Here is a 15,698-nt window from a genome sequence, read left to right as displayed (position 1 = left end):
GAAGAAGCGCAATGGCTTGAATCAATTCAACGTTTCAGGCAGCAGTACTCAAATTTTGCAGGCAGCAAACAACGGTTAAAGCAGCAAGCCGCCAGCAACGATGTAAAATGGTACAAAGGCGCAGGATGAACAGTTGCATCTTGATTGGTTTGTTTAAAAAACACGATATTAAATAAAGTGATGACCTAGCTTTGCCTTTTTTTCCTAAAATTGCTTTCCAAGCAACTCACCTCTAAGTTCTGTAACTAACACTAACAGTGTGCAAAAAAATAATGATACGGTTACCCACGACGGGAGAGGTGCTAAATCTTCTGACCAAAAATATGTCTGTCCTTTTTATTTTGAAAAAACACGATATTAAATAAAGTGATGACCTAGCTTTGCCTTTTTTTCCTAAAATTGCTTTCCAAGCAACTCAACTCTAAGTTCTGTAACTAACACTAACAGTGTGCAAAAAAATAATGATACGGTTACCCACGACGGGAGAGGTGCTAAATCTTCTGACCAAAAATATGTCTGTCCTTTTTATTTTGTTAGACAAAGTGACGGCCTAGCTTTGCCTAAAATTGCTTTCCAAGCAACTCACCTCGAAGTTCTGTAACTAACACTAACAGTGTGCAAAAAAATAATGATACGGTTACCCACGACGGGAGAGGTGCTAAATCTTCTGACCAAAATATATGTCTGTCCTTTTTATTTTGTCAAGATTACTCTCGCAATGCAAAATTATAAACATACTGGGCTGTTAAAATATGTTCCTAAGAAATCTACTCATTGGACTAACAATAGTGTTCGCTTGGTTGCCAACTACCTTTCTAATGATTATTGGTGGACTTTATTTCCTAACAAGTATTGTAACTATTTTCTTTGTACCACTTAGTCTTACTTTGCAATGGTTGTTACCACTGGTTGGGGGGATTTTGGGGTATTTAGCTCTAACTTCTTTAAGTTGGGGGTTGAATATAGCACTAAAAAAAAGATTAATATTTCTAATTTTAGGCGTAGTTTCTTTGCTCTATGTGTATTGGTTGAGCTGCAATTATCAAGGAGAAATTGTTAGCTTAAGTTTAAGCTGGTATAAATTATTTATAATTGGAGGTCCGCTATTTTTTAGTGTTCTCCATATCCTCCTTCACCTTTTATGGTTGAAAAAATCAGCATAATGTTTTCTGGTATGTATGTTTTAGTACAAGCACAATAAACCCTAAACGTAACACCAATTCATAAAACGTGCAGATACCATTGCGAACCACGATTGGTGTCAATAAATATTCTAATATTTATATGTTTGAAATACTATTTTGGGGAAGGGAGTTATGAAAATTTTATTAAAACAAAACAAGTTAGCTAGTGTTAAGCTGTTTCATAGTTTTGTCACTAGAACGTTATTTTGTGGCATGTTTGCTTACTATCTTGTTGAAATCTCAAAAGCCGCATTTTTAACGCAACTTGGATATATCGCCTTGTTTTGTGCATTATCACTTGATAAGTGAATACTTTATGTCAAAGCCAAAAAAGTCAGTGGCAGTTGCGATTGATGGCGATGTTTTGATTGTATTGGGTGCATGTATAAGTATTACCGAGATCAGTGAAATTTTATATGTACAAACGAAAAGGTTTGAACATACAGTAAGGTTTCGTTTTAAAAATCAGACCTATCAAGATTTTGAATTAGCTTCTCCTGACTTAATTGAAGATCTACGCTTTTACAATTTTCTAGTTGAAAATCAATTACCAGTTAAGATGCTAGATAGTTGTGAGCGTGTTACTTAGCATCTCAACATAACAAATTGTTCAAGAGTTATTCTGCACGTGTTGCATTTTTACTATGCGTTCGGTTTAGTGGTTAAGGTGGTATGCAGACGCTTTGGTATTGCATGCCTCACACCTTAACAAGGTGTTGAGGCTGTAGAATTACTATTTTCTAAGAATAACAGCTTGTTTTATGGGTTCCAAAATGCATTACCTAATGCTTTAAAAACGCTTAGAGTTAATTCAGAAGCTCGATTTTTTAATTGAATTTGGCTGTAGGAGTTACTCTACAGCCTTGTTTGGCATTCAAGGGGGAGTATGATTAAATTTAAAGTAGTTAGCATAATTACAGCAGCTATTGCATTCACTTTGTGTTTGGTTCTTATACTTATTCCGGAAGTATTATTTATGTTGTTTAATATTGATGAAAATAACTCTGCTTTCTTTATCGGTAGAAGGGCTGCAATGTTATTTCTCGGAATATCAGTGTTTAGTTGGTTTGGCCGAAATGCTGAGCATTCAGAATCTAGGCAGGCTATATGTTTGAGTCTTTCCGTTTCTATGTTTGCATTGGCTTTTCTTGGTAGTGTTGAATATTTACGTGGATTTGCTGGTATAGGTATTTTACTGGCAGTTATTACGGAGGCTAGTATTGCCTTGCTGTATTATAAAATATGGTTAAGTTGTAATAATGTCTAACAAGGTCTTAAACATAAATTTAGAATCCGAGTTGGGCTTACAAAAAACAGAGATTACTCATGGTTAACGTATATTTATTTACAGATGATTATGACCGACTATTTAATTTTTATCATAAGACTTTAAAATTTAAGGATCTGGACTGTGTTCTAACCTTTCCTGAAAATGATAATGCCGGAATATGGCTATTAAATTCACACGGAAATCCTACCGGATTGAGCTATTTCGGCTATGAAGTAAAAACTAACTTTTTATCCTATTGCGATAGCCTTATTTCACTTGGCGTAAAATTTGAAATGGTTTGGAGTCAGCCAAGTGGATATGTAGCAAGGTTCTTTGATCCTGATGGAAATACGATTCAAATTACATCTGAATGCTTTGATGAGACTAATGAGGTAGACACTAGCAAGTGGGGTTTATTTAATGCTATCAAATAATTGCATAAAATCGTAAATAAAAAAATGAGTTCTTAGCTCCATAAAAAATCCTTAAGTACTATAATGACGAACCAAGGAGAAACTAGTAAAAAATTGAATCAAAAGATTAATTTGATTATGGTTGTTCAGCAGTAAAATAAATTTAAAACGAGTCATTTTTTAGGCTCGTTAGTTTCATTTATGTAGCCTTCACTTTTTAACTAGGTGGGGAAACTACTTTTTATGAGCTGTATTTATCTAAAATTTCTTCATAAATAATAGGGTTAATGGGATATCAATGTACTCTCAAGAGTTTAAAACTGAGCTTAAAAAGTGTAATATTTTTAAAATTAAAAGTCCCAAAGGTGGGCACTATAACGACCGTTTTGAACTTAATGCTATTATTGAAGCAGAAAATGAAGCTCAGTTGTTAAATTATTTAGAACGGTTAGGCGTTTGTCATACAGTCCATAATGAAGAACCTAAACAATGGTGCCCACCGCCAATAGTATTAAATGGCACAAAAAAATGGATTGAATATAATGCCCAATGTGAATGTTTTGGCTATAAAACGTGTGTGCATATAGGAACTACCAACCTTACAATTGAGTTTAATTTTAATTCCGACAATCTCTATGAAGTATCAATTAATGATTTAAAAAGAGCTGTAGAATTTGAAAAGACATTAAAATTAAATGGCTTTGTCTCTTAAGGTAACCAAGCTTATCGATTAACGTTAAGTTACAAGAAAGAGGTCATCTTCTTAAAACTAACAACGTATACGGATTGTTCTTTCGCCATAGAAATTACTAATATTTCAGGTCGCGTCGGCGGAAAAATTATAAATTAACAAACCCATCTACTTCTATTTGTTTGTAGGGTCTAAAATGGTTTTCGTATTGAAGGTGTAAAATGCCTAGGCTAACTAATAAAATGCTTGATGAAATGCAGGAAAATGTAGTGGATTTTGAACTGATTTTTGGTATTGATAATCCCAATTACTTGCCTTACTGGACTGCTTATATGAGAAATGACGAGCGCAGACAGTTCTTATTAAATGAAGGCTCAACATTTTTAGATTTTAATAAGGAAATGCTCGAACATGATTTTGATTGGTTGCAATGGGAAGCAACCACTTGAAAATAAAGCACAATGAAAGACATGATAGTAGTACAGTTTTTTAATGTTAAACAACTTCATAGTCTCGTTAATTTAAATCGCTTATGTGAATTGCGCGCCCAACTTTTGACTTACACGGGCGCATCTTGGGCATATTTGGTAGGCAGCAAATAAAAAGCTGAGCTTAATGGGACTCAAAGTGAGCTCTCTAAACTGATAAAATATAACCAATAATCTTCGAGTGGCGATTACATTGCACAAATATGTGATTTATCTTACACATAAGGCTTCAGATTGCTCGGTAAATGGTAATGGTAATTCACATTTATAATTCCCCCCCATAGCATTTATTTCAAATGCTAAGTTATTACCTTGCCAATTAAAGTTTTCAAACCACCAGTTGCCGTCTTTTCCTATAAGATCAATGATTGAGTCGTCCGTTTTATTTATGGCACTACAAACATGTTTAATGTTTGTTGGGCCATCAAATAGGGATGTACTGTAATGCTCAATGGTAAAACATGGGTTCATTTCAGAATTATTAAGAATAAGACGAAACAGACCTTCTGCTTCTTTTACATTGCCAAACTCTATATGTTTAACAGCAGGAGGGATGACAACCTCATTCTTTTTTACCGCTTTTTGGTGCTCTGCTTTAACGTCTTCTTCCTTTTTGGGTTTGTTTTTTAGCTCACAACTAATCGTCATATTTGACAGTTCTATAGTACAAGCTTGATCAGCCCAATAGGCAGCAACAAAGAAATATAATCGGTGACCTGAAAAATGCATTTCAAAAGGGTAGATGTTAGGATCATCAGCTAAATTAATGCCTTTGGTGATCTGACAAAAGCGGACCTCTTTATGGGTTGTTAGGTTTTTAACCTGAATACAAGGATCGCCATTTTTTATATAAGCGGCAAACTCCGGTTGCTGATCATCTCTGAAGTTGTCTGTTGCATAGAACTTATATTGACTAATGTCATCGGCTTTAGCGACACTGGCGATGAGTAAAATAAGTAACACACATATCTTTTTCATTTTTTATAAGCCTTATAGCTAATCAGGGGTTTTTATAAAAAAAAACGGAACAACACTTTAACTATTTTAAAGGTTTTTGCAATAGAGTTGTTATGGTGGGTATTTTGAAAGACTAATAATTTATGTCATATCTTTGATAGTTAATGGGCGTCTCTTATTTCACTAGGTAGTTTGGAGTTGTAATTATTTGGTTCATATTAAAAAACATCAAATCACACTAACCACTTCAAAAGCCGTTAATCACTAAACGATTGAATCAAAATAGAAATTCGGCTATGGTTGATACAATAATAAAAATAAATTAAAAACGAGTTATTCTACAGATTCATTAGGGCTTACTAAAAATAGTTGCAAGGATGGTGAAATGGTTAGGTTTTATCTGGTTCTTACTTTATTAGGAATTTTACTTCCTTATGGCGCCTTTGTTCCTTGGCTAGTTACAAATGGTTTAGATCTTGGTCTCTTGTTTAATGACGCGGTGACAAATTCTATCAGCGTATTTGCTTGGCTTGATGTTGTAGTGTCTGCAGTTGTTTTGTTGGGTTTTATCATTGTCGATGGTCGCAGAAATAAAGTGACATATCGATATTTTGCTGTGCTGGGCACGTTGTTTGTGGGTGTGTCGTTTGGGCTTCCACTTTATCTTTACCTCAAAGAAAAGCAGTCCCTTGAATCACAGCCCTAACAAATAAGTTATGGCGTCAATAGCTATCTTCAAGTATCTGGCGCTTTCCGCATTTTACTACTTACTAGCACTGAATTTAAAATCGCCATCATTTTCCAGATGTAAGCAATGAGACGTAGTTACTGGTGTTAGCCCTATTTTTAGCGCTATTGGTACTTCAATGGTGTTATTTATTTAGATACTAATACCATTTATAGAGCTTTGTATTATGAATATTAAATGTAAAAAGCAGACAGAGCTTTTTTACTTTTATAAATACCATACAACTGGTCGGATCTGAAAAAGGCGTTAATTAAAGTAAAAAGCCTTTTTAAAATCTAAAACATAAGATTACACATTCATGGCTTTTTGTTTCCTAGCGCTATCTATTTTATGCGTTTTTCCATTTTGTAAGATAGTAATTTTGCGCCAACCAATTTGGCAATACTTGCTGCTGCTAAGTGTTATAACTGCCTATCATCAGGAATATATAAACTTATACGCAGTTGTTGTTATTGTGTTTTATTTAGGCTTATTGCACTTTTCGGTATCTGCAACCTCTGCGTTAATACGCAGTATCTTAACGCCTTTGTTTGTAATAGCCTCACTTGGTTTAGCCTTACATTGGTTCCCCGGTTTTAATAACCAGCCTATTGTTGTTAATGAACAGCTTACTAGCAATGCGATTGCATTTACCCTGTATGCTAATTTCGATAAAGCATTAGCGGGTTTGATGCTGAGCGCTTATTTTTTTACAAAAAATAAAACGCTAAAACCAATAAGGGTAGGGCATCCACTTTCGATTATTGCCATCACGATTTTAGCTGCACTCATCACTGCTTTAATATTGGGCCTTATGGAGTTTGCACCTAAAGTACCCGAATTTTGGTTTTTATTTATAGCAATTAATCTATTTTTTACCTGCGTTGCAGAAGAGGCGTTATTTAGAGGGATAATACAAACTAAGCTTTCGAAAGTGATAACCTCGGCTCGGTTTGCATTACTAGCGCCTGTGATCTCTACTGGTTTATTTTCACTCGCACACTTTTCAGCTGGAGCTAGTTACATGCTAGTGGCAGCTGTTGCAGGTTTTGGCTATGGATACATTTTTTATAAAACTCAGCGTTTAGAGTGGGCTATTTTATGCCATTGGCTCGTTAATGTGTTTCACTTTTTCTTATTTACTTACCCTATGCTTGCAACACCCTCTTATTAAATAACTATATGCTATCAAGTACTGATGGTGTTATTTGTGTATTACCTTAATAAACTTCCCCTCTGCTATTGGTTTATATTGGGCAACATCAAGTGGTACAAGTTTATTGCAATCTTTATTACTCAATAATTACTTTCAAAATAAAACAGTCTGTAAAACTATTTAGTTTTAACGTATGAAAATAATATTTTTGACTGTTTCAATAGCCTAAGAAGTAATTGGACTATTGAAAAGCTCAAGAGCAGGGGGTTAATAAACGACTGCCTTTACTGTTCATTTTTCAAATTAGCTGGTTCTAATAAACTAAACGTAGGTAAGCGCCATTTAAAGCGTACCGATGCCATGCGTATTAAATACCCTACAACTAGGCTTGTAATAACGCTGATGTTGTCATCAATGTTGTAGTGGTGTAGTGCTAGATATAAACAAGCTACAATCAGCGCTACGCTGGCGTAAAGCTCATGATGTAATACTAGCGGCGCTTGGCGACAAATTAAATCACGTAATAATCCACCAAATACGCCGGTAACAATAGCAGCGACTACACAAATACCATAGTGCAAACCCATATTAAGCCCCACTTGGCAGCCAATAATACTAAATGCGGCAAGCCCAAGGGCATCTAAACGCATAAAAATGCCTTTAAATTTAACCACCCATTTTGCAAGCCAAGTTGTAATAATACCGGCAACGCAGGTGATCAATAAATATTCTGGATGTTTTACCCAAGTTAAAGGGTAATTGCCAAGTAAAATATCGCGTACGCTGCCACCACCAATTGCTGTGGCACTGGCTACTAACATAACCCCAAACCAATCCATGTTTCTGCGCCCAGCACTCAGCGCACCGGTCATGGCTTCGGCTGTAATACCAATAATATAAACAATAGTTAATAGCATAAGATATTCACTTGAATTTTTAAGAGCAAAAATAAAAGTGCGATTGTAGAGAGAAACTAATAAAAAGACGAGTGAGAAATTACACTAAAAACGCTCAGTTTCAGATAAAAAAAACTAATGTGAAATCAATGTGTGAATTGGCTGTTAATAGTACGTTGACCTAGCGTGTAATTATAAAAAAATAAGGACAAAAGACCGTAAATAATGTAATAAAATATATGTAGTTAGCTGGAACCTCGTGCAATTAGTCGCGGTGTTAGTAGGGTGCTTTGTACTTGTTCACCACGAATTAGTTTTAGTAAGTTTTCAACTAGCATTTGTCCTGCTATTGTGGTGTTTTGCTCTATGGTTGTGAGTGGCGGGTTTACATAGCTGGCAATCGAAATATTATCAAAACCTATCACGGCTACATCTTTCGGCACGTTAATATTGGCTTCTTTTAAAGCGCGTATTGCACCTATAGCAATCAGATCGCTAGCAGCGAAAAGGGCATTAAAGGTAATATTGTTGGCAATAAGCGAACGTGTGGCATGATAACCAGACTCTTCGGTCGAAATCGCATTCGCTATTTTTCGCTCGCTTAAGGTAATAGCATGTTGTTTTAACTTGTCTTTAAAGCCATTAAAACGGGCAAAAAATTCAGGGCTATGATCAGATGCATCACCAATAAATGCGCAATCAGTTCGGTTATGCGCCAATAAATGCTCAGCAGCAAGTTGGCCGCCGCCATAGTTATCACAGCTAATTGTTAAATCGGCACGATTATCTACCGTTGCTCCCCAACAAACAAATTTGGTGTTTTGTTCAAGCAAGGTATTAAATTTAGGCTGAAAATCAATGTAATCGCCATAACCTAATAAAATAATACCATCAGCACGGTGACTGTCTTCGTAGTCCGCTTGCCAATCTGAGCTTGCAGATTGAAACGATACCAATAAGTCATACCCTTCTTTTGCGCAAGCACGCGTTATGCTGCCGAGCATCGCTAAAAAGAACGGATTGATTTGTGATTCATCTGCTGTGGGATCTTCAAACAGTAACAAAGCCAATGTACTACTTTGTTGAGTTCGAAGGTTACTCGCATTTTTGTCGACTTTATAGTTAAGCTGTTTGGCTACCTCAAAAACACGTTTGCGGGTTTCTTCATTAACCAATGGACTGTTGCGCAAGGCGCGCGAGACAGTGGATTGTGATACCCCTGCGTAGTGTGCAATGTCAAACGATGTAGCTTTACCTTTCATACACAACCTAACTATTTCAAGTAACTAAAGTGCAAATAACTCGTGTTATTCTCGTTTATTTGCTGATTTTTACAAGCTATTTATCAGTAATTTATCAGTAATTTAAAATTTTTATTGATCCAACCCTGACACCGGTGTCATAATGCGGGTGTTTTATCATTTTGTTGTCAAAACGTATTGGCTGCCCATTTAGTTGGGCAGCATTTTTTTATACTAGAGTAACTACTTTGAGGTGATAGCTCAAAGTTTATCTCATAGCGATAGCAAGACCATTGAAATTACAATAATAAGCACGGTTATAGCTAAGTATATAAACCGCTTAGACAAAAGAGAAAACACGATGAACTCCAAGCCAAATTCAGAATTCGATCCTATCTTAGTGGCCGACATCGGCGGCACTAATGCCCGTTTTGCTTTAATTACTGCTTTTAACCTACAAGAAAAACAATTCGTTATTGAGCATAATATCATTTTTCCCAGTGCCAATTTTGGTTCATTGGAAGCGGCAATAACGCATTATTTATCTCAAGTTAGTCATATTCAACCTCGACGCGCGTGTTTAGCCGTGGCTGGACCGATAAAAGCAGGCCAAGTACATTTAACTAATTTAGGTTGGCACTTTAGTGTCGAACAAGTAAAAGCTGAGTTTAATTTAGCTCAACTGGAAGTGATCAACGATTTTGCTGCGTTTGCCTATGCAGCACCTTATTTAGATCCACAACAAAACATTGCAGTTAAAGCAGGACAAGCCGATACTGATGCAAATATTGCAGTCATGGGTCCGGGCACTGGTTTTGGTGCGGCGTGTTTAGTGCGTACTAGCCAATCACGTGCTGTTTTGAGTTGTGAAGGTGGGCATATAACATTGGCATCAGTGAGTGAATTAGATACTCAGCTGATCATCGAGTTACGTAAGCTATTGCCACATGTATCGGTCGAAACAGTATTTTCAGGGCCGGGTATTGCTCATTTGTATCAAGCCATGGCGGCTGTAAAAGGTGTCGATGCTAAGAATTTAACCGCTGCACAAATTAGCGAATTAGCAAATAGTGGTGAATGTGCCATTTGCGATGCTACGTTAAATCAATTTTGTGATTGGATTGGCAGTGTCGCAGGCGATTTAGCACTGGCATTTGGTGCGTTAGGTGGTGTGTATATTGGTGGCGGTATTTTACCGCGTATGCAAGCTCGTTTACTTGCTAGTCGTTTTGTTGAGCGTTTTGGTGCTAAAGGGATCATGTCGCAGTATGTGAGCCAAATACCAGTGACGTTAGTCACACAAGATAATATTCCACTTATTGGTGCTGCTGCATGTTTGCACGTCAATGAGCAGTCATAATACATCGCTCATAGGGGTGTTATTGGGAAGGTTGGATGAAGAAAGTTACAATAAATAGTGTTGCAAGTTATGCCGGGGTCTCTAAAAAAACCGTGTCTCGGGTTTTAAATAATGAACCTAATGTTAGTGATGCAACCCGTGAAAAAGTTCTTAAGGTTTTTAAAGAGCTAGATTACACTCCTAACCCGATCGCCAGAGGTTTGGCGCAAAATCGTAGTTTTATTATTGGTTGCATTTACGATAACCCGAGTAAAAGTTATATCACTCGGGTGCAAACTGGTGCGCTTGCTGCGTGTCAAGAAAACAACTATAACTTGTTGATCCACCCATGTGATTTACGTGGTGATGCGTTGATCAGTAATATTGAGCATTTACTACAATCTTCTCGTCTTGATGGCTTGGTATTGACGCCGCCATTTTCAGATTTTAAGGTATTAGTCGATTTTCTCAAAAGTAAAAAAATTCCGTATGCACGAGTTGCATCAGCAGTGCTTGAAGACGATTCAATTTCAGTACGCAGTAATGATGAGCAGGGCGCATTTGAGATCACTGAGCACTTAATTAAGCTTGGCCATAAAGCGATCGCGTTTATTAAAGGCCACCCAGATCACAGTGCCACTGAGCAGCGTTTCAAAGGTTATCGCAGAGCGCTTAGTACGCACGGCATTGAATTTAATGAACGTTTGGTTGAAGAGGGTAACTTTAGTTATCATTCTGGGGTCGATAGTGCGCGCAGCATTTTAGATTTAACCCCACGTCCAACCGCCGTATTTGCATCAAATGATTACATGGCTGCGGCGGTATTAAAATTGGCAACACAACGTCAATTTAAAGTACCCGATGATATTTCTATCGCGGGTTTTGATAATGCGCCAATTGCTCGTCATATTTGGCCTGGTCTTACTACCATAGCGCAACCGGTTGAAGAAATGACCAAACAAGCGGTTACTAAACTGATTGAGCATATTGGTGATCCGCAAGAGCAACCGTATCAGGTTACGCTTGAAGCGCGATTAATCACACGCGAGTCTACCGCACAAGTTAGATAAAGGCTTTTCACAGTTGCCCGAGTTTGAGTGACGCTTACTCGGGCATTTTTTTGCTTAACAAAGCAGTCTGCATGTTGTTGCTATCTGGGTTTTTTTATCCGCTCATAGGTACTTACGATTGATATCATTTAGATTATAAAAAGATATTATAATCAATAAATTAAAGTAAAAACTCCTCACATTTTCTAGCACTCCAGCAACACAATTTAGCGACCAAGCTAGATCCCCTAATGAAAAATTATTTTCGTTCATTATTTGGTCATTTAAAATATTTAAACTAAATTTATAGGATAGGGTTGACACCGGTGTCACAGTCATGCGTTAATACAGTGACACCGGTGTCAGGTTGATTGTGAGAGACAACCTGCCAACGTATACCTTTGAACGGGTAAATCAAAGATGCTCAGTGCAAGTTCATTCGTGGAGTATGCACTTGCCACTGAGCCTTTATCCTCTAACCTTAGAGATGAGTCGAATTTTATGTTACATCCTCGTATTCAAGAAGTCACCGAACGCGTCATTGAACGCAGTAAAGCTACTCGCCAAGCCTATTTAGAACGCATCAATCATGCAAAAAAACAAACAAGAGTTCGTTCTGGTTTAGGTTGTGGCAATATCGCCCATGTTATGGCTGCGTGTAGCAGTGACGATAAAGCACGTTTAAAAGCTGATGAGCAGCCAAACTTAGCGATTATCAATTCATATAACGATATGCTATCTGCGCACGTGCCATACAAAGATTATCCAGATTTAATTAAAGACATTGCTACAAAGTACGATGCCACAGCTCAAGTTGCAGGCGGCGTGCCAGCCATGTGTGATGGCGTAACTCAGGGCCGTGATGGCATGGAGTTATCGCTTTTTTCTCGTGATGTAATTGCGATGTCGACAGCTATTTCATTATCACACGATGTGTTTGATGGCGTATTTTGCTTAGGTGTGTGTGACAAAATTGTCCCTGGTCTATTAATTGGTGCTTTATCATTTGGTCATCTACCGGTGTACTTTTTGCCAGCAGGCCCGATGCAGTCAGGCATTCCAAATAAAGAAAAAGCCCGTATTCGTCAAAAGTTTGCTCAAGGCTTAGTAAGCCGTGATGAGCTTTTAGAAGCGGAGAGTGCGTCTTATCACAGCGCGGGTACTTGTACGTTTTACGGTACTGCAAACAGTAACCAAATGTTGATGGAAATTATGGGCTTGCACCTTCCTGGTAGCTCGTTCATCAATCCATATACAGAGTTGCGTGATGGTTTAACCGGTAATGCGGTAGAAACCATGCTTAAACAATTGATTCAAAGTAAAGATGCCAATTGCTTAGCGGATGTTGTAACTGAAAAAACCATTATTAATGGTTTAGTTGGTTTGTTAGCAACCGGTGGCTCTACGAATCATGCAATTCACTTAGTGGCAATTGCCAAAGCGGCAGGCGTTGAGCTGACATGGAAAGATATGTCGGATTTATCAGAAGTGGTGCCACTGCTAACACGTATTTATCCAAATGGTTCTGCTGATGTAAATCATTTCCAAGCAGCCGGCGGCATGGGTTTCCTTATGAGAGAACTCGTTGATGCAGGGTTCTTGCACAATGACGTTAAAACCATTGTTGGCGAAGGTCTCGAGGCGTATACCCAAGAACCACGTTTAGATACTGACAGTAACCTGATCATGACGAGCGCAACAGGCCCAAGCAAAGTTAAATGGGTACCGTGTCCAGAGAATTCATTAGACGAAGATGTACTTCGTCCAATTGACAACCCATTCAGTAAACAAGGTGGCTTACAGTTACTAACTGGTAACTTAGGTAAAGCCGTGATCAAAGTGTCTGCGGTTGCGGTTGAGCATCAAGTTGTTACAGCACCAGCAAAAGTATTTGCTTCACAAAGTGCATTACAAGAAGCCTATACACGCGGTGAGTTAAACCAAGACTTTATTGCTGTGCTAAAAGAGCAAGGTCCAAAAGCCAAAGGTATGCCTGAGCTGCATAAGCTCACGCCAGTAATGGCAACCTTGCAAGATGAAGGTTACAAAGTAGCGATCGTAACTGACGGTCGTATGTCAGGCGCATCAGGTAAAGTGCCAGCGGCAATCCACTTAGCACCAGAGGCGGTTGAAGGCGGCATTATTGCTAAGATTCAGGAAGGTGATTTAATTACTCTTGATGCACCAGCAGGTATCTTAAAAGTACATGTAAGTGATGAAGAATTAGCACAACGTGAATTACAACTTAGCGTACCTAGCTTAACGTTTGGTACGGGCCGAGAGTTGTTCACCGGATTTAGAAATATCGTAAGTAGCGCAGACATGGGCGCTAGCGCCTTTGGAATAGAATAATAATTCGCCAAACTGGGTATGAGGAACACACTATGAGCATAGAAAAAATATTATCATCGGCACCGGTAGTGCCAGTGGTGGTAATTGATAATTTAGAAGATGCAGCGCCACTAGCAAGAGCGCTGTATAACGGCGGTCTAAAAGCACTTGAAATTACACTACGTACACCGATTGCTGCAGAAGCTGTAAAGCTAATGAAAGCCGAAGTACCAGAAGCCTATGTTGGCACTGGGACTGTGGTAGATAAAGCAAGCTTTGATGCATCAGTTGCCGCAGGTGCTGATTTTATGGTGAGCCCAGGCGTAAATGATGAACTTTTAGCACTGGCAAAAGGCACTGATATTCCATTTCTACCGGGCGCCGCAACGCCAAGTGAAGTGATGAAATTAGCCAGTCACGGATTTAAGTTTTTAAAGTTCTTCCCAGCAGAAGCTGCAGGTGGAACAGCAATGCTTAAATCGATTGGTGGGCCATTACCACAAGTAACATTTTGTCCAACCGGTGGCATTAGCCTAGCAACAGCACCTAGTTATTTAGCACTTAGCAATGTTATTTGTGTTGGTGGTACCTGGATGCTAGATAAACAACTAATTGAAAATAAAGACTGGCAAGCCATTGAAGCGCTTGCTCGCCAAGCAAGTGAAGTTAAATAATTTAAGTGGAGTTTTGAAATGATTAATGTAGCAATTAATGGCTATGGCCGTATCGGTCGCAATGTTTTACGCGCGCTTTATGAGTCTGCACAAAATAATGAAATTAAAATTGTCGCAATTAACGACTTAGCACCGGCTAATGTTAATGCACATTTAACACAATATGATTCAGTGCATGGGCAATTTTCTCATAAAGTCACACTTGCTGATAACACCATGTTGATTGGCGACGACGTTATTACTCTTACCCAAGAACGCGACCCTGCTAACCTTCCATGGAAAGCATTAAACGTTGATATCGTTTTAGAATGTACGGGTTTTTTCACTAAGCGTGAAGATGCTGCAAAGCATATTACAGCGGGCGCGAAAAAAGTAATCGTTTCAGCCCCTGGTACTGATTTAGATGCAACTGTTGTTCACGGTGTAAACAGTGATGTGATCACTGCAGATAGCAACATTATTTCTAATGCTTCATGTACAACTAACTGTTTAGCACCAATTGCCAAAGCAATTAACGATACAGTCGGTATTGAGCAAGGTAGCATGACGACAATCCATGCCTACACTAATGACCAAAACTTGTCAGATGTTTATCATCCTGATCTGTATCGTGCACGAAGTGCAACGCAGTCAATGATCCCAACTAAAACCGGTGCTGCTAAAGCAGTTGGTTTAGTGTTACCTGAGCTTGCTGGTAAACTTGATGGTATGTCAGTACGTGTACCTACAATTAATGTATCACTGGTTGATTTTACGTTTATTACTAAGCGTGAAACAACGGCTACAGAAATCAATGAAATTATGAAAGCAGCATCTGTTGGGTCGATGAAAGATATTTTACAATACAACGAGTTACCGCTTGTTTCTATTGACTTTAACCATAACCCAGCGTCGTCAATCTTTGATTCTACGCAAACGAAAGCTGATGGCAAACTAGTTAAAGTGATGGCTTGGTACGATAACGAATGGGGTTTCTCAAACCGCATGTTAGACCAAGTTAAAGCGTTAGGTCAGTACTTGTAATAAGTACCACGTAAAAATTTAGCTTTATCCAACCAAGCCGCGACTATCGCGGCTTTTTTGTGTCTAGCGCTGGGCTGTAGATATGGTATTCTGCGAGCTGTTTTAGTACCAATCGACTTAAATACTTAACCATGCTAGCGAGCTAAATAAAGCGCTAACTGCGTTATAATTTTTTCAAGTAGAACAACTACATGTCAAAATTTACGCCTTGTTATCACTGTATTTATCTGTCGCTATAAATGGTCAGTAACTTAACACG

At 38.2% G+C, this 15,698-nt stretch carries 16 protein-coding genes; 13 read left to right on the top strand and 3 right to left on the bottom strand.

The features are described 5' to 3' along the window. The first annotated feature begins 1,316 nt into the window (after positions 1-1,316). From H5187_RS24410 to H5187_RS21330, 6 genes are all read left to right on the top strand, one after another. The gene (locus H5187_RS24410; RefSeq protein ID WP_220493316.1) at positions 1,317-1,493 is read left to right on the top strand and encodes a hypothetical protein; all 177 of its coding nucleotides are present in this window, start codon (positions 1,317-1,319) and stop codon (positions 1,491-1,493) included. A 7-nt stretch (positions 1,494-1,500) separates the two neighbouring features. Continuing rightward, positions 1,501-1,773, top strand: coding sequence for a hypothetical protein (locus H5187_RS24405; protein ID WP_220493315.1), 273 nt, complete (start codon positions 1,501-1,503; stop codon positions 1,771-1,773). Between the two features lie 297 nt (positions 1,774-2,070). Beyond that, positions 2,071-2,451, top strand: coding sequence for a hypothetical protein (locus H5187_RS21345; RefSeq protein WP_149982415.1), 381 nt, complete (start codon positions 2,071-2,073; stop codon positions 2,449-2,451). A gap of 59 nt (positions 2,452-2,510) precedes the next feature. Beyond that, on the top strand, positions 2,511-2,888 hold the full coding sequence (locus tag H5187_RS21340) for a VOC family protein (protein WP_182798323.1): 378 nt from the start codon (positions 2,511-2,513) through the stop codon (positions 2,886-2,888). A 277-nt stretch (positions 2,889-3,165) separates the two neighbouring features. After that, positions 3,166-3,579 (top strand): hypothetical protein, encoded by a 414-nt coding sequence (locus H5187_RS21335; RefSeq protein ID WP_182785259.1) that lies wholly within the window; start codon positions 3,166-3,168, stop codon positions 3,577-3,579. A gap of 200 nt (positions 3,580-3,779) precedes the next feature. Continuing rightward, positions 3,780-4,007, top strand: coding sequence for a hypothetical protein (locus H5187_RS21330; RefSeq protein WP_149982412.1), 228 nt, complete (start codon positions 3,780-3,782; stop codon positions 4,005-4,007). A 249-nt stretch (positions 4,008-4,256) separates the two neighbouring features. Here H5187_RS21330 and H5187_RS21325 read toward each other — a convergent pair whose 3' ends face one another. After that, positions 4,257-5,024 carry a hypothetical protein gene (locus tag H5187_RS21325; RefSeq protein WP_149982411.1) on the bottom strand — a complete coding sequence of 256 codons (768 nt, stop codon included), beginning with the start codon at positions 5,022-5,024 and terminating at the stop codon, positions 4,257-4,259. Positions 5,025-5,388: 364 nt separating this feature from the next. Between H5187_RS21325 and H5187_RS21320 the strand changes: the two genes are divergently transcribed. Continuing rightward, positions 5,389-5,709, top strand: a complete 321-nt coding sequence (locus H5187_RS21320; RefSeq protein WP_149982410.1) for a DUF2834 domain-containing protein — start codon at positions 5,389-5,391, stop codon at positions 5,707-5,709. 340 nt (positions 5,710-6,049) lie between these two features. After that, positions 6,050-6,904 carry a CPBP family intramembrane glutamic endopeptidase gene (locus H5187_RS21315; RefSeq protein ID WP_182762551.1) on the top strand — a complete coding sequence of 285 codons (855 nt, stop codon included), beginning with the start codon at positions 6,050-6,052 and terminating at the stop codon, positions 6,902-6,904. A 266-nt stretch (positions 6,905-7,170) separates the two neighbouring features. On the opposite strand, the gene H5187_RS21310 is transcribed toward H5187_RS21315, so the two are convergent. Beyond that, entirely contained in the window at positions 7,171-7,803 is a 633-nt protein-coding gene (locus H5187_RS21310; protein ID WP_145233460.1) for a trimeric intracellular cation channel family protein, read from the bottom strand. 224 nt (positions 7,804-8,027) lie between these two features. After that, entirely contained in the window at positions 8,028-9,044 is a 1,017-nt protein-coding gene (locus H5187_RS21305; RefSeq protein WP_149982408.1) for a LacI family DNA-binding transcriptional regulator, read from the bottom strand. Positions 9,045-9,384: 340 nt separating this feature from the next. Here H5187_RS21305 and glk point away from each other — a divergent pair, with 340 nt between their 5' ends. The 5 genes from glk to gap all read left to right on the top strand — a co-directional run bounded on the left by glk (position 9,385) and on the right by gap (position 15,439). After that, complete coding sequence (glk, locus tag H5187_RS21300; RefSeq protein ID WP_145233464.1) at positions 9,385-10,383, top strand: glucokinase; 999 nt, start codon at positions 9,385-9,387, stop codon at positions 10,381-10,383. A 35-nt stretch (positions 10,384-10,418) separates the two neighbouring features. Further along, a complete protein-coding gene (locus tag H5187_RS21295; RefSeq protein WP_145233466.1) occupies positions 10,419-11,432 on the top strand; it encodes a LacI family DNA-binding transcriptional regulator in 1,014 nt (337 codons plus the stop codon). 480 nt (positions 11,433-11,912) lie between these two features. Continuing rightward, a complete protein-coding gene (edd, locus tag H5187_RS21290; protein ID WP_182740833.1) occupies positions 11,913-13,763 on the top strand; it encodes a phosphogluconate dehydratase in 1,851 nt (616 codons plus the stop codon). A 32-nt stretch (positions 13,764-13,795) separates the two neighbouring features. Then, a complete protein-coding gene (gene eda / locus H5187_RS21285; protein WP_145233470.1) occupies positions 13,796-14,416 on the top strand; it encodes a bifunctional 4-hydroxy-2-oxoglutarate aldolase/2-dehydro-3-deoxy-phosphogluconate aldolase in 621 nt (206 codons plus the stop codon). A gap of 18 nt (positions 14,417-14,434) precedes the next feature. Next, positions 14,435-15,439 carry a type I glyceraldehyde-3-phosphate dehydrogenase gene (gene gap, locus H5187_RS21280; protein WP_145233472.1) on the top strand — a complete coding sequence of 335 codons (1,005 nt, stop codon included), beginning with the start codon at positions 14,435-14,437 and terminating at the stop codon, positions 15,437-15,439. Positions 15,440-15,698: the final 259 nt, after the last annotated feature.

Origin of the sequence: Pseudoalteromonas sp. SG44-1 (assembly GCF_014164315.1) — a bacterium.
Lineage (GTDB): Bacteria > Pseudomonadota > Gammaproteobacteria > Enterobacterales > Alteromonadaceae > Pseudoalteromonas > Pseudoalteromonas rhizosphaerae.
This window is presented reverse-complemented; position numbering and strand designations above follow the sequence as displayed.

Bases quoted from the DNA above. Each gene is read 5' to 3' on its own strand.
- H5187_RS24410 (WP_220493316.1), top strand. From the start codon at position 1,317: ATGAAAATTTTATTAAAACAAAACAAGTTAGCTAGTGTTAAGCTGTTT.
- H5187_RS24405 (WP_220493315.1), top strand. From the start codon at position 1,501: ATGTCAAAGCCAAAAAAGTCAGTGGCAGTTGCGATTGATGGCGATGTT.
- H5187_RS21345 (WP_149982415.1), top strand. From the start codon at position 2,071: ATGATTAAATTTAAAGTAGTTAGCATAATTACAGCAGCTATTGCATTC.
- H5187_RS21340 (WP_182798323.1), top strand. From the start codon at position 2,511: ATGGTTAACGTATATTTATTTACAGATGATTATGACCGACTATTTAAT.
- H5187_RS21335 (WP_182785259.1), top strand. From the start codon at position 3,166: ATGTACTCTCAAGAGTTTAAAACTGAGCTTAAAAAGTGTAATATTTTT.
- H5187_RS21330 (WP_149982412.1), top strand. From the start codon at position 3,780: ATGCCTAGGCTAACTAATAAAATGCTTGATGAAATGCAGGAAAATGTA.
- H5187_RS21325 (WP_149982411.1), bottom strand. From the start codon at position 5,024: ATGAAAAAGATATGTGTGTTACTTATTTTACTCATCGCCAGTGTCGCT.
- H5187_RS21320 (WP_149982410.1), top strand. From the start codon at position 5,389: ATGGTTAGGTTTTATCTGGTTCTTACTTTATTAGGAATTTTACTTCCT.
- H5187_RS21315 (WP_182762551.1), top strand. From the start codon at position 6,050: ATGGCTTTTTGTTTCCTAGCGCTATCTATTTTATGCGTTTTTCCATTT.
- H5187_RS21310 (WP_145233460.1), bottom strand. From the start codon at position 7,803: ATGCTATTAACTATTGTTTATATTATTGGTATTACAGCCGAAGCCATG.
- H5187_RS21305 (WP_149982408.1), bottom strand. From the start codon at position 9,044: ATGAAAGGTAAAGCTACATCGTTTGACATTGCACACTACGCAGGGGTA.
- glk (WP_145233464.1), top strand. From the start codon at position 9,385: ATGAACTCCAAGCCAAATTCAGAATTCGATCCTATCTTAGTGGCCGAC.
- H5187_RS21295 (WP_145233466.1), top strand. From the start codon at position 10,419: ATGAAGAAAGTTACAATAAATAGTGTTGCAAGTTATGCCGGGGTCTCT.
- edd (WP_182740833.1), top strand. From the start codon at position 11,913: ATGTTACATCCTCGTATTCAAGAAGTCACCGAACGCGTCATTGAACGC.
- eda (WP_145233470.1), top strand. From the start codon at position 13,796: ATGAGCATAGAAAAAATATTATCATCGGCACCGGTAGTGCCAGTGGTG.
- gap (WP_145233472.1), top strand. From the start codon at position 14,435: ATGATTAATGTAGCAATTAATGGCTATGGCCGTATCGGTCGCAATGTT.